The sequence below is a fragment of the Denitraticella aggregata genome, assembly GCF_048158365.1.
In the GTDB taxonomy this organism is placed as follows: domain Bacteria; phylum Pseudomonadota; class Gammaproteobacteria; order Burkholderiales; family Rhodocyclaceae; genus Azoarcus_F.
The window spans coordinates 42,266-54,766 of the sequence record NZ_JBLLNL010000013.1; the positions used below are offsets into that span (position 1 = coordinate 42,266).

Annotated in this window: 14 protein-coding genes; 3 read left to right on the forward strand and 11 right to left on the reverse strand. The window is 61.4% G+C overall.

What is annotated here, in order from left to right; genetic code table 11:
* Positions 1-94: 94 nt before the first annotated feature.
* A complete protein-coding gene (gene hemN, locus ACKVEX_RS14300) occupies positions 95-1,486 on the reverse strand; it encodes an oxygen-independent coproporphyrinogen III oxidase (protein ID WP_473216413.1) in 1,392 nt (463 codons plus the stop codon).
* Positions 1,487-1,602: 116 nt separating this feature from the next.
* On the opposite strand from hemN, the gene fnr reads away from it, so the two are divergent.
* Complete coding sequence (fnr, locus tag ACKVEX_RS14305; protein ID WP_473216464.1) at positions 1,603-2,343, forward strand: fumarate/nitrate reduction transcriptional regulator Fnr; 741 nt, start codon at positions 1,603-1,605, stop codon at positions 2,341-2,343.
* 30 nt (positions 2,344-2,373) lie between these two features.
* Here fnr and ACKVEX_RS14310 read toward each other — a convergent pair whose 3' ends face one another.
* Together ACKVEX_RS14310 and ACKVEX_RS14315 are read right to left on the reverse strand one after the other, a co-directional pair.
* The gene (locus ACKVEX_RS14310; RefSeq protein WP_473216414.1) at positions 2,374-2,913 is read right to left on the reverse strand and encodes a hemerythrin domain-containing protein; all 540 of its coding nucleotides are present in this window, start codon (positions 2,911-2,913) and stop codon (positions 2,374-2,376) included.
* A gap of 10 nt (positions 2,914-2,923) precedes the next feature.
* Positions 2,924-3,307: a SirB2 family protein gene (locus tag ACKVEX_RS14315; RefSeq protein ID WP_473216465.1), complete on the reverse strand. Its 384-nt coding sequence runs from the start codon at positions 3,305-3,307 to the stop codon at positions 2,924-2,926.
* Positions 3,308-3,507: 200 nt separating this feature from the next.
* On the opposite strand from ACKVEX_RS14315, the gene ACKVEX_RS14320 reads away from it, so the two are divergent.
* On the forward strand, positions 3,508-4,197 hold the full coding sequence (locus tag ACKVEX_RS14320) for a Crp/Fnr family transcriptional regulator (RefSeq protein WP_473216415.1): 690 nt from the start codon (positions 3,508-3,510) through the stop codon (positions 4,195-4,197).
* A 119-nt stretch (positions 4,198-4,316) separates the two neighbouring features.
* Here ACKVEX_RS14320 and ACKVEX_RS14325 read toward each other — a convergent pair whose 3' ends face one another.
* Positions 4,317-6,002 carry a PHA/PHB synthase family protein gene (locus ACKVEX_RS14325; RefSeq protein WP_473216466.1) on the reverse strand — a complete coding sequence of 562 codons (1,686 nt, stop codon included), beginning with the start codon at positions 6,000-6,002 and terminating at the stop codon, positions 4,317-4,319.
* A gap of 151 nt (positions 6,003-6,153) precedes the next feature.
* On the reverse strand, positions 6,154-7,563 hold the full coding sequence (locus tag ACKVEX_RS14330; protein WP_473216416.1) for an MBL fold metallo-hydrolase RNA specificity domain-containing protein: 1,410 nt from the start codon (positions 7,561-7,563) through the stop codon (positions 6,154-6,156).
* A 145-nt stretch (positions 7,564-7,708) separates the two neighbouring features.
* On the opposite strand from ACKVEX_RS14330, the gene ACKVEX_RS14335 reads away from it, so the two are divergent.
* Positions 7,709-8,152, forward strand: coding sequence for a universal stress protein (locus ACKVEX_RS14335; protein WP_473216417.1), 444 nt, complete (start codon positions 7,709-7,711; stop codon positions 8,150-8,152).
* Positions 8,153-8,301: 149 nt separating this feature from the next.
* Here ACKVEX_RS14335 and ACKVEX_RS14340 read toward each other — a convergent pair whose 3' ends face one another.
* The 6 genes from ACKVEX_RS14340 to ccoO all read right to left on the reverse strand — a co-directional run bounded on the left by ACKVEX_RS14340 (position 8,302) and on the right by ccoO (position 12,500).
* Positions 8,302-8,544 carry a hypothetical protein gene (locus ACKVEX_RS14340; protein WP_473216418.1) on the reverse strand — a complete coding sequence of 81 codons (243 nt, stop codon included), beginning with the start codon at positions 8,542-8,544 and terminating at the stop codon, positions 8,302-8,304.
* A gap of 97 nt (positions 8,545-8,641) precedes the next feature.
* On the reverse strand, positions 8,642-9,148 hold the full coding sequence (locus ACKVEX_RS14345) for a FixH family protein (protein ID WP_473216419.1): 507 nt from the start codon (positions 9,146-9,148) through the stop codon (positions 8,642-8,644).
* A gap of 32 nt (positions 9,149-9,180) precedes the next feature.
* Complete coding sequence (gene ccoG, locus ACKVEX_RS14350; RefSeq protein WP_473216420.1) at positions 9,181-10,608, reverse strand: cytochrome c oxidase accessory protein CcoG; 1,428 nt, start codon at positions 10,606-10,608, stop codon at positions 9,181-9,183.
* A gap of 144 nt (positions 10,609-10,752) precedes the next feature.
* Positions 10,753-11,655, reverse strand: a complete 903-nt coding sequence (gene ccoP, locus ACKVEX_RS14355; RefSeq protein ID WP_473216421.1) for a cytochrome-c oxidase, cbb3-type subunit III — start codon at positions 11,653-11,655, stop codon at positions 10,753-10,755.
* 4 nt (positions 11,656-11,659) lie between these two features.
* Entirely contained in the window at positions 11,660-11,839 is a 180-nt protein-coding gene (locus ACKVEX_RS14360; protein ID WP_473216422.1) for a cbb3-type cytochrome oxidase subunit 3, read from the reverse strand.
* Between the two features lie 19 nt (positions 11,840-11,858).
* Entirely contained in the window at positions 11,859-12,500 is a 642-nt protein-coding gene (gene ccoO / locus ACKVEX_RS14365) for a cytochrome-c oxidase, cbb3-type subunit II (RefSeq protein WP_473216423.1), read from the reverse strand.
* Between the last annotated feature and the right edge of the window lies 1 nt (position 12,501).

Sequence of the window (12,501 nt, forward strand, 5' to 3'; positions counted from 1 at the left end):
AACCGTCCCGGACCCGAGATCTTACACCGCCGCGCCAGCCAGAGCATGGGCCGGTCTTGCGGATCGATTCACGGCGTCGATCGGCACCGTCCGATCAGATGACCTTGGAATAGCGCGCACGCTCCCGATCCACGCGCAGATAACGATCGAACACCATCGCGATCCCGCGGACCAGCAGGCGTCCGGCCGGCAGCACCGTGATGCATTCATCGTCGACCTCGACCAGGCCGGCCTTCTGCATTTCCCGCAGATCGCCCAGTTCCTCGGCAAAATACTCGTCGAACTTGATCAGATGGGCGATCTCGATCGATTCGATCGAAAGCTCGAACTGACACATCAGCGCCTGGATGATCGAGCGCCGCAACAGATCGTCGGCGGTCAGCTCTACGCCGCGCAAGACCGGGAGTTCGTTGCGATCGAGCGCGTCGTAGTACTCGTCCAACGTCTTAACGTTCTGCGCATAGACCGGGCCGATCTTGCCGATCGCGGACACGCCGAACGCGAGCAGGTCGCATTCGGCCTGCGTGGAATAACCCTGGAAATTGCGATGCAGACGCCCCTGACGCTGCGCGACCGTCAGTTCGTCGTCCGGCCTGGCGAAGTGATCCATGCCGATATACACATAGCCCGCCTCGGTCAGACGGCGAATCGCAAGCTGCAGGATCTGGAGCTTGGTGTCCCCGGTGGGCAACTCGATCGAGCTGATCCGCCGCTGCGGCTTGAACAGACCCGGCAGATGCGCGTAGCTGTAGAGCGAGATCCGGTCGGGCGACAGTTCGAGCACGCTTTCGAGCGTTCGATTGAAGCTGATCACGTTCTGCTTCGGCAGCCCGTAGATGAGATCCATGCTGATCGACTTGAAGCCGGTGGCACGCGCCGACTCCATCACCAGACGCGTCTCGTCGATGCTCTGCACGCGATTGACCGCGACCTGCACGTCGTGATTGAAGTCCTGTACGCCGACACTCATGCGGTTGAAACCCAGATCGGCGAGCAGCTTGACCGTGTCGAAATCGACCTTGCGCGGATCGACCTCGATCGAATACTCCCCGTTCGGCACGAGATGGAAACGTGACCGGACCGAATCCATCAACTGACGCATTTCGTCATGGGACAGGAAGGTGGGCGTGCCTCCGCCCAGATGGAGCTGAGTCACCTGCCGGCTTCCGCCGAGGTGCTCCGCCTGCATGCCGATCTCCTGGTCCAGGTACTTCAGGTACTTCGCCGAACGGCCATGATCCTTGGTGATGATCTTGTTGCAGGCGCAGTAATAGCAGATCGTGTTACAGAAGGGGATGTGGAAGTATAATGACAACGGCCGGCTGGTACCGCCGATCGCTCTTTTGGCCAGCCAGTCCTGCAACGCGCGCGCATCGAACGCCTCGACGAAGCGGTCCGCTGTGGGATAGGACGTGTAGCGTGGGCCATTGACGTCGAATCGGCGGATGAGTTGCTGATCGAAGACCAGATCGGGTTGAGTGTTCATGTACTTGACCTTTATAGGAATGGCTAACGATCGCAAAAATCGGGAGGCAGGGGTTTGACCTGGATCAATGGACCCCATTATCGCCCGTCCACGAACGGAGTGTTCAGATCGTGCAAATGAAGGCGACCGTGCCGATTACAGCCGCCGACATCAAGTCAGCCTGCTCGCAATGCAACCTGCTCGAACTGTGCCTGCCCTTCGGCATGACCGAGCACGAGATCCACCGGCTGGATGAACTGGTCGGAACGCGCCGCAAGGTCAAGCGCCAGCAACACCTGTACCGTGCAGGCGACCCGTTCGAGGCAATCTACGCGATCCGTATCGGCTGGTTCAAGACCGACGTAGTGCTCGAGGACGGTCGCGAGCAGGTCACCGGCTTCCAGATGACCGGCGAGATGCTCGGGCTGGACGGAATCAGCACCGAGGCACACTCGTGCAACGCGGTCGCGCTCGAAGACAGTGAAGTGTGTGTCATCGCGTACGACAAGCTCGAGGCACTGTCGCGCGAGATCGAGGGGCTGCAACACCAGTTCCACAGGGTCATGAGCCGCGAAATCGTGCGTGACCACGGCGTGATGATGCTGCTCGGTTCGATGCGCGCCGAGGAGCGACTGGCGGCCTTCCTGCTGAATCTGTCACAGCGCTTCACCGCACGCGGTTTTTCCGCCGCCGAGTTTCATCTGCGCATGACCCGGGACGAGATCGGCTCCTACCTCGGCCTGAAGCTCGAAACCGTGTCTCGCGCCTTCTCCCGCTTCCAGGACGAGGGCATCATTGCGGTACAGCAGAAGCATATCCGCATCGTCGCACAGGACAAACTCAGAAAACTCATCCAGCACCCGGTCGGCGGTCGCTGACGCGCGTGCCACACCCCGGGCCGCGAGCTGTCAGCAAGATGGCTGACGACGTCGGTTGGTCATCGACTGGCCAATACGCGCAAGATCCTCCGCGGTCAGCAGCGCCCGCGCATAGGGAAACAGTTCGCCCTCTTCCCGTTCGGTGTGCAGCGCATAGCGTTCGGTGAAGGCATGCACTTCGTCGAGCGTCAGATCGACGACCTCGCCTTTCGACACCCGCTCGAGCTTGGCGCGCATCACATCCCACGCGGCGAACATGCGCTGATGATCCTCGAGTATCCATTCGATCAGCGACTCCAGCGGAAAGCGCCTGTCGGTATCCACCCGCTGTCGCAGCAAAGGAATCAGATCCAGCTCCTCATCCATGTGATGGTTGACCGCGGCAACATCGAAATAGCGGATGATGGCCGCCGCCGCCCTGCGCGCCAGCTGGTCGGCACCATGCTCGGGCAACCATCTGGCCAGCCGGTCCAGCGTGCCGAGTTGCGCATGCAGACGCTCATGGCAGGTCTCCAGCATCTCGAGCGGCGCCTCGAATCCGGGGGACACCGGAACGAGCGATTCAGTCATGAAACATTCCTCACAAAGCAAAAAACCCGGTCGCGTTCTTGGACAGCGCGACCGACACGATCCAGGCATAGACCGACGCAGCGGCGCACCAGGCAAGCATACGCTGCCGACGCGTGCGGCCCCGCTTCAGCGCGATCGTTCCCAACAGGATGTAAGCGATCAGCCCCCCCACCTTGGCCGTCACCCAGTTGGCAGCGAAAGGATACTGCGAAATCATCATGGCCAGCACGATCGCACTTCCGAGCAGCATGCTGTCGACGACATGCGGCAGGAGCCGGGTCGCACGGTGACGTAACAGTGGAGACCCGGAAAACATCCACCAGCCGCGTAACGCGAACCCCATCGCGCTGAGCACCACCATAGTGACATGCAGATTCTTGATCGTGTAGTAAATCATCTTCGGCGAATCCGCTGTCGCTGTCGTGAAAAAACCAGGGCGGCGAATACGAGACGCGCCGGCCGTCGGTCAGGATCGCGATTCTCCATCGTTCAGGCCGTGTTATCAAACATCCCTGCGTTCCGTCTGTTGCACCCGCCGCATGCAGGACCGGGATCAGTGGCGTTAGAATGCTCGGCCTATGCAGGGGGTTCTCAATGTCCAGTCCAAACCAGGATCTGTCCGCGCTGTTAATGCAGGTGCCGCTGTTCAGTGGCCTGAGCGAAGCGGATGTCGGCAACGTCGCCCGTTTCACCCGCGAGCGCAAGCTCGACAAGGGTGAACTCCTTTTCCAACGCGGCGACCCGGCCCACGGCTTCTATCTGGTCGTGACCGGCCAGATCAAGCTCGGCGTCTCGTCCGCCCAGGGCAACGAGAAGGTCGTCGAGGTCGTCGGTCCGATGCAGACTTTCGGTGAGGCCGTGATGCTGATGAATCGCCCCTACCCGGTGTTCGCCGAGGCGCTGGTCGCGTCCAATCTGTTGCACATCGGTCAGAACGTCGTGTCCGAACTGATCGATCAGGACCCCGACTTCGCCCGCAGGCTGCTGGCCGGCATGGCGGTCCGTCTGCACGGCATGGTCAAGGACGTCGAAGCCTACTCGCTGCGCTCGAGCACCCAGCGAGTGATCGGTTACCTGCTGCAACAACATGACGACAACGACCACAGCGCCACTCCACGCATCCAGTTGCCCACCAGCAAGCAGGTCCTGGCGTCCCGCCTCAACCTCACGCCAGAAACCTTGTCCCGGATCTTTCACGACCTGTCCGACGCCGGCCTGATCAGGGTACAGGGCAAGGACATCACCTTGCTTGCGCCCGATCGACTCGCTCGACATCAGGGCTGACCACCGGGCCGCCGGCCTTCCTTGCCGAGCCGATTGTGCGCAACCGACCAGAACGGGTCATTGACGCCAGTCAAGCGCACGGCGCCGGGATCCGCAGCATTCGGTGCGGGCGCAACGGGTCACCGTTCGAGCACGTAAGCCCCCGGCGCATCGGCCAGCCGGGGAAACCCGCGACGGCTGACCGGACGCGCATCCACCCACTCACCGCAGCGCGGCTTGAGCCATTGCATCCAGTCTTCCCACCATGATCCGTCATGCTCCGTAGCCTGACTGCGCCAGCTGTCGGCCGGGTCGGAGCGGTGCGCGTCGGCCACCCAGTATTTGCGCTTCGGTGGATCGACCGGTGGATTCACGATGCCGAAGATATGCCCCGAACTCGACAGCACGAAGCGCTTGGGTCCGGTGGCGTGATTATTGATGCGATAGGCCTGCTTCCACGGCGCGATGTGATCGTCCTCAGCCGCAACCGCATAGACGGGCTGCGTGATGCGCGACAGATCCAGGGGCTGTCCGGCCAGGCGCAGCCCATCCTTTTCGATGAGTCGGTTCTCCAGATAGAGTGCGCGCAGATACCACGCATGCATCGCGTAGGGCATGCGCGTGGTGTCCATGTTCCAGAACAGGACGTCGAACGGCGGCGGCGATTCTCCATACAGCCAACCATGCACGACGTAGTGCCAGATCAGAGTGTTCGAGCGCAACAGGCGGAACGACCACGCCATCTCCCTGCCATCGAGGCAACCCTTGCGCGCCATGTTGCCGATGATGAAGCGGATGCTCGCATCATCGACGAACACTTCGATATCCCCCGGTTTGTGGAAATCGACCAGCGTCGTCAGCAGCGTGAGGTCGGCCACCGGAACGTGTTCCTCGTCGAATTCGCGATTGGCCCAGGCCATGTACATGGCCAGTGCGGTGCCGCCGATGCAGTAGCCGACCGCATGCACCCGCGCCGCCCCGGTGAAATTGCGCGCAACATCCACGGTCGCGTGCACGCCGCGCATCAGATAATCGTCGAAACCGACGTCGCGCAGGGATTCGTCCGGATTCTTCCAACTGGTGATGAACACATCCAGCCCCTGGTCGAGCAGATAGCGAATCATGCTCTTCTTCGGGGTCAGGTCCAGGATGTAGAACTTGTTGATCCAGGGCGTGACGATCACCACAGGTTCCGCATGCACCTTGGGTAGGGTCGGCGCATAGTGGATGACCTCGAGCAGGTCATTGCGAAACACCACCGCACCAGGTGTGGTCGCCAGGTTCTCGCCGACCTTGAAATCCTCCGGATCGGTCATCCGCACGTCACCCGCGCGCATGTCGTCGAGCATGTTCCTGAAACCCTGGCGCACCGATTCGCCGTTGGATTCCATCGCCTTGCGGATCGCGATCGGGTTGGTCCAGAAAAAATTGGTCGGAGACACCGCGTTCAGCCACTTTCGCCACCAGAACGCCGCCCGGCGACGCTCCTTGCTTGACAGCCCCGGCGTGTCGTACAGCATGTCCTGCACATTGTGCGTGATCGCGAGATACCACTCCTTCGCGAGATCCCAGGTCGGCAGATCGGTCCACACCGGATCCGCGAAACGGACGTCGTCCGGATTGGGCCTGACCGGATCTGGATGCGATTTTCCGAGCATCCGCCACATCGAATGGCTCTGCAGGCGCCACAGATCATTCGAAAGCGCCAGTAGCCGCTCCCCCAGTTCCTGCGGATGGGTCATCCAGGCCAGCTGCGCATGAACGATGGGCGCAGTCATGCCGAGCGGATCGACCGTTCCTTCGACCGAATCATGCATCTGCCGCATCGCACGACTGACCGTGTCGAGCGGACTTCGAGAATTTCTGTTTTGCATTACCTTTCCTTGAGTGCCGTTCAGGCCTTGTCGTGCCACAATCAAGTCCATCACGGTGTCGTGAACGCCTCATGACGCCCTCCCGCCGCACCTGCTGCTGCCTTCACGCCAGCGGGTAGAGTCGCTCCGGCGCAGCGAGCTCGACGCCGTTCCAACCCCGCTCGGACTCGATCGCTTCGGCAAAGACCCTCGACGCCTCGTGTTCGCCATGCACGACGAAGGTGCGTTCAGGCGGTTTCTCGAAATGGGCCAGCCACTCGAGCAAGGCCCGCTGATCCGCATGCGCCGAGAGCCCCCCTATCGTATGGATCGCCGCCCTGACCGGCACGCGATCACCGAACAGCGTGACCGTACGCGCGCCATCGACCAGACGCCTGCCGAGCGTACCGCCGGCCTGAAAACCGCATATGACGATGCTGCACTCCGGGCGTCCGAGGTTGTGGAGCAGGTGATGCTTGATTCGCCCCGCGTCGCACATGCCGCTGGCCGAAATGATCACCAGGCCCGACCGCCGCGTGTTCAGTGCGATCGACTCCTCCACGTCCTGGACGAAGCGCAGCTTGACCTGCTCCGGATGCGCGAGAACCCAGTCACGCAGTTCACGGGTTTCCTCATCCCACAGGTCGTCATGCTGCAACGTGAGTTCGGTCACGGCCGATGCCATTGGCGAGTCGACGACGATCTCGAGACCCTTCACCCTGCCCTGTCGGACCAGACTGGCCAGCACGAAGATGACCTCCTGGGTCCGGCCAACCGCGAATGCCGGTATCACGACATTGCCACGGCGCCGTTCCAGCGTGTCATGCAGCACGGTGACCAGTTCGTCCTCGGTCTGCGCCATCGGCCGGTGCGCGCGATTGCCGTAGGTGGACTCGACGATCAGATAGTCCGCACGACGTATGGGCGCAGGGTCACGTACCACGGGACGCATTTTCTGGCCGATGTCGCCCGAGAACACGAAGCGCCTGGAGTGCCCTCCGGTGGCCACGTCCACTTCGATGATGGCGGATCCGAGAATGTGCCCAGCGTCACGGAACCGACAATGAACCCCGGAATACACTTCGACGTCCTCGTCGTAACTCACCCGGCGAAGACGCGCCAGGCTTTCGCGCGCCTGCTCCACCGTGTACAGCGGTGCGGCGTTGGACAGACTCCTCGTATTGCGCGACCGTCTGTGCCGATTGGCCCATTCGGCCTCCTTCTCCTGGATGTAGGCCGAATCGAGCAACATCACATGAAGCAGATCCACAGTCGCCTTGGTCGCAACAATCGACCCCTTGTACCCGAGTGAAACCAGCCGCGGAACCAGGCCGGAATGATCGAGGTGCGCATGGGTGAGCAACACGAAGTCGATCGCGCGCAGATCGAAATCGAACGCCCGGAAGTTCTTGAATGCGGCGTTGCGGCCACCCTGGAACATGCCGCAGTCGACGAGAAAGGCAAGACCGCCATGCTCCACCCTTGCGCATGAACCGGTGACCTCTCCGGCCGCGCCATGAAACGTGATCTGCATCGTCGCCCTCCCTGTCGAATGAGGCGCGCTCTGGACCGCCTCCGTTCCAGCATACCCCGCTCGGGCCTACCCATCCAGTGCGCAAACTCTGGCATCATGACGTCGACACCCCCTTCCTGTCAGACAAAGTGCAAGGAGACGCATCATGTTCAAACATCTGCTTGTTCCGACCGATGGATCCCAGTTGTCGGATGCGGCCGTAGGTCGCGCGGTGACATTCGCCAAAGAGACCGGCGCGCGCGTGACCTTCTTTTATGCGCAGCCCGATTTTCCGATGCCGATCTACGGCGAGGGCGCGCTGATCGACCCGACCACGCCGGAACAGTTCGCTAAATCGGCCGAACGGGAAGCAAAGAAGATCCTGGACAAGGCCAAGGCCGCTGCCGACGATGTCGGCGTCGTCGCCGACATCGACACCGCGGTCAATGAGGTGCCCTATGAAGCGATCATCGACGCTGCCGACCGGCATGGTTGCGACCTGATCTTCATGGCCTCACACGGTCGTCGCGGCATCGCCGGACTGCTGCTCGGCAGCGAAACTCAGAAGGTGCTGACCCATTCGAAGATTCCGGTGCTGATCTATCGTTGACCCGGACAAGACGTTCTTAAGGGGTTACGACGTCCGTCTGGCTGCACCGATCCGTCCATCCGCCTCTGTCCGATCAGCCGCACGCGACCGAGGCACTTGCGCTTGGCTTCGAGCCTCGCGCAGCCTGCGCATTGGATCGGCAGCCGGCTTCAGTTCGGCGTTTCGCGATTGATTTCGTCAGGCTGGCGCTGCAGCCAGATCGTCATCAGGCTCGACGCCGCGCAAACCAGCCAGAAACCGAAGAAGCCGATCGAATAGGTCGCGATCTGCGAGTATTCGACCGGATCACCGAACAGGTAGAGTTCCCGCGGATTGATGATGGTGAAGAACAGCATCTCCGCAATGCCTGCGACCAGAAACGACGGCCACAGCACCTGAATCCATTTCATCATTCCCTGCACTCCTAAACCATGAACCCGATCGCGACTTCGCCCACCGTCCGCGTTCATTGCCGGTAGGGTCGAACTGTTTTTTGCGGGCCCTGCACTGTCAGGACTCGTAAGGAAGAATGCGCTTTTCGGTCTCTGTCGGGATGTAGACCGCTCCGTTCAAGCGCCAGGTGCGCGATTCGTCCTCGAGCTGAATGATCCAGCGACCGGTCGTCAGCGGAGCGACCGGCCCCGAGAAAACACCGCCACTCGCGTCGAGTCGCAGGATCTGATCCTGACCGCCACGGGTAGGATGCGCGATCGTGACGATCAGCGCCTTGGGCAGGGACGCCGCATCTTCGGCCGACAGGCGTACCGTCACGTTTTCGGAGCGGATGCTCAGGTCGGCGACCAGACCGAGCTCGGCAGCATGCACCGAGCGCGCGAGGGTACGGTCTATCGCACGGCCCTGCCGGTAGTAGTCATCGACCACCAGTCCATCCCAGGTCGTGATCGCAAGATACAGAAACACCATTCCGACCACCACCGAGGTCGCGGGCAGTGAGATCAGGATCCACGGCCACCGCTGCTTGTACCAGGGGGGCGGTTTGCCTTGAAGGTCGCGCATATGCCTGCTTGCCTCGCCTCTTGCATCTGCCGTCATCGCGGCAGGATGAATGTCGTTTGTTCGCGCACCGAAGTCGCGTCCCCGCCATCGGTGACTTCGACCTCGAAGAAGATGTCGTGCGAGCCGGGCACGCCCGCCTCCGGCGGAACGCGAACCTGAACCGTCACCGACTCGGTGTTCGCGGCCGGCAGGCGGACCGTGTCTTCACCGTCGATTCGAACACCGTCCATACCGCTGACCGAAATCCGCACCGTCCGCTCTCGTTCGACCATGTTGATCACGTGCAGACGATAGACGTTCTCGATCAGCCCATTCTCGACCTCGCGCGCCAGCGTGGCCCGGTCGCGGATGATGTCCACCCGCAGGTCGGAGCGCGTCGCCAGGCCGAACACGGTCGCGAGACAGATCAGCGCGAGCAGTCCCCCGTAGACCAAGGTCCTCGGGCGCGCGATATGGGTCAGGATGTCCCGCTTGCTCCAGTGCTGCTTCAGTGCATTCTCGGTCGAATAGCGAATCAGTCCGCGCGGATAGTCCATCTTGTCCATGACCTGATCACAGGCATCGATGCATGCCGCGCAGCCGATGCATTCATACTGAAGCCCCTTGCGGATGTCGATTCCGGTCGGACAGACCTGCACGCAGATACCGCAGTCGATGCAATCACCCTTGCCGACGGTCTTGGGGTCCACACCCTTGCGGCGTGTGCCGCGCGGCTCACCCCGCTCCTCGTCGTAGGTGATAACCAGCGTATCGGGATCGAACATGACCCCCTGGAAACGGGCGTAAGGACACATGTACAGGCACACCTGCTCGCGCATGACGCCCGCGAACATATAAGTGAAGGCCCCGTAGAACAGGATCCAGAAGGTTTCCCAGGGACCGAAACTCAACGTACGCGCCGACTGCAGCAACTCGTCCAGCGGCGAAAAATAGGCGACGAAGGTAAAGCCGGTCCATAGCGCGACCAGACCCCAGACTGCGAACTTGGTCGCACGCAACCGGAACTTGCGCGCATCCATCGGCGCGTCGTTCAGTTTCCGACGCTTGTTGTGATCACCCTCGATCTTCTCCTCGATCCACATGAAGATCTCGGTGTAGACCGTCTGAGGACATGCGTAGCCACACCACAGGCGACCTGCGATCGCGGTGAAGAAGAACAGCGCATAGGCGGAGATGATGAGCAGGATGGCGAGATAGAACACATCCTGGGGCCAGAAGACCCAACCGAAAATATAGAACTTGCGTTCGGTCAGGTGAAACAGCACGGCCTGCCGGTCGTTCCAGGTGAGCCAGGGCAGACCGTAGTATATGAGTTGGGTGACCCAGACCATGATCCAGCGCCAGTTCGCGAAGTAGCCGCTGGTCGAGCGCACATGCAGTTTCTTGCGCGCCGCGTAGAGTCCTTGATCGGAGGGTTGGTCGTTTCCTGTGCTGGCTTTCGATGCTGCCGGGTCGGCCATGACGGCGATGTCCGCAAAAGAGATTCGGGGTAAAAACACCCCGGGCGCCCGGCCCGGGGCATCCGTGCAAGCTGTTATTGTGCGCCTGTCCGGATCGAGCCGGACAGGCGTGCTACCTGAGTATCAAGTTGTAGATCTGCCCGTTCAGCGCCCGGGCTGATTCGTCAGGCCCCAAACATATGCCGAAAGGAGGTGGACCTTGTCTTCGCCCAGAAATTCACCGAAACCGGGCATGCGGTTCATCCGGCCATGCGTGACCGTTTCGATGATCGCAGCCTCGGAGGAGCCCCACAGCCAGGCGTTGTCGGTCAGGTTCGGGGCGCCCAGCGCGGTCATGCCCTGTGCATCGGCACCATGGCACGCGACGCAATTGGTCGCAAAGGCCTCGGCGCCACGTTGTGCGCGCAGCGAGTCGTGGGCGAGACCATTGAGCGAGCGCACATAGTTCGCGACGTCACGCACGCCGTCGGGACCCAGCACCGAACCGAATGGCGTCATCACGCCGTAGCGGCCGTTGGTGATGGTCGCCTTGATCGCATCCGGTTCGCCCCCCCACTGCCACGAATGATCGGCCAGATTCGGGAAACCGCGCGCACCGCGCGCATCCGAACCATGGCACTGGGCGCAGTAGGTCAGAAACAGGCGCTGCCCCATGTCCCGAGCCTCCGGATCGGCCGCAACGGCAGGCACGTCCATTTGGCTGTACTTGGCGAAGATCGGACCATAGCGCTCGTTGGCGGCGTTCTGCTCGGCTTCGTACTGCCCGACCGAGGACCAGCCCAGCACGCCTTTCATATTACCGAACCCGGGATACAACGCGAGATAGATCACACCGAAAATCAACGTAATCCAGAACAGGTACAACCACCACCGCGGAAGCGGATTGTTGTACTCGGCCAGGTTCTCGTCCCACACGTGACCATGCAGTTCGACCGGCCCGCTCTCCCGCTTGTTGTTCGACATCAGCACGAACAGACAGAACAACAGGCTCAAGGCCACCAGGCCCATCACGTAGACGTTCCAGAAGCCGCTAACGAAGTCAGCCATTTTCTTATCCTTCCTTGGATTGCCGTCCCGAACCACGGGGCGGCAGATCATCGTCGGTAAAGGGGAGTTGCGCCGCCTCGTCGAACCCCGACTTCGCGTGTTTGCTGTAGGCCCAGATGCAGATCCCCACGAAGCACAGGAACCCCAGAACCGTCGTCAATACCCTGAAGTCGTTCACATCCACGACGCTACTCCGTTTTGCGTTACTTGAAATTAGACAGGGCGGTGCCGAGTCCCTGCAGATACGCGATCAGCGCCTCGATCTCGGTCTTGCCTTCCAGCGCAGCCCGTGCTCCGGCGATCTCCTCGTCGCTGTACGGGTGGCCGAGCATGCGCAGGCGCGTCATCTTGGTCTCGATCGTATCCATGTCGATCGAACGGATCGGACGCTGCAACCACGGGAAGGCAGGCATGTTGGACTCGGGCACCAGGTCACGCGGATTGATCAGGTGCACCCGATGCCATTCGTCCGAGTAACGACCACCCACCCGATGCAGGTCCGGACCGGTGCGCTTGGAGCCCCACTGGAACGGTCGATCGTAGATGAACTCTCCCGCAACCGAATAATGACCGTAACGTTCGGTCTCGGCCCGGAACGGACGAATCATCTGCGAATGGCAGTTGTAGCAGCCTTCGCGCACATAGATGTCGCGTCCGGTGAGTTGCAGCGCCGGGTACGGCTTGATGTCCAGCGGATTGCCCTGGCGGTCGATCGCCTGCGTCGTCGACTTCTGGAAGAACAGCGGCACGATCTCGACCAGACCCCCGACACTCACCGTCAGGAGCGTCAGCACGATCATCAGGCCGACGCTCTTCTCGATCATGTCATGTTTCAATTTTGCCATG

Excerpts from the sequence above, each read along its gene's own strand:
- hemN (WP_473216413.1), bottom strand. The coding sequence starts at position 1,486 with ATGAACACTCAACCCGATCTGGTCTTCGATCAGCAACTCATCCGCCGA.
- fnr (WP_473216464.1), top strand. The coding sequence starts at position 1,603 with ATGAAGGCGACCGTGCCGATTACAGCCGCCGACATCAAGTCAGCCTGC.
- ACKVEX_RS14310 (WP_473216414.1), bottom strand. The coding sequence starts at position 2,913 with ATGACTGAATCGCTCGTTCCGGTGTCCCCCGGATTCGAGGCGCCGCTC.
- ACKVEX_RS14320 (WP_473216415.1), top strand. The coding sequence starts at position 3,508 with ATGTCCAGTCCAAACCAGGATCTGTCCGCGCTGTTAATGCAGGTGCCG.
- ACKVEX_RS14325 (WP_473216466.1), bottom strand. The coding sequence starts at position 6,002 with ATGCGGCAGATGCATGATTCGGTCGAAGGAACGGTCGATCCGCTCGGC.
- ACKVEX_RS14330 (WP_473216416.1), bottom strand. The coding sequence starts at position 7,563 with ATGCAGATCACGTTTCATGGCGCGGCCGGAGAGGTCACCGGTTCATGC.
- ACKVEX_RS14335 (WP_473216417.1), top strand. The coding sequence starts at position 7,709 with ATGTTCAAACATCTGCTTGTTCCGACCGATGGATCCCAGTTGTCGGAT.
- ACKVEX_RS14340 (WP_473216418.1), bottom strand. The coding sequence starts at position 8,544 with ATGATGAAATGGATTCAGGTGCTGTGGCCGTCGTTTCTGGTCGCAGGC.
- ACKVEX_RS14345 (WP_473216419.1), bottom strand. The coding sequence starts at position 9,148 with ATGCGCGACCTTCAAGGCAAACCGCCCCCCTGGTACAAGCAGCGGTGG.
- ccoG (WP_473216420.1), bottom strand. The coding sequence starts at position 10,608 with ATGGCCGACCCGGCAGCATCGAAAGCCAGCACAGGAAACGACCAACCC.
- ccoP (WP_473216421.1), bottom strand. The coding sequence starts at position 11,655 with ATGGCTGACTTCGTTAGCGGCTTCTGGAACGTCTACGTGATGGGCCTG.
- ccoO (WP_473216423.1), bottom strand. The coding sequence starts at position 12,500 with ATGGCAAAATTGAAACATGACATGATCGAGAAGAGCGTCGGCCTGATG.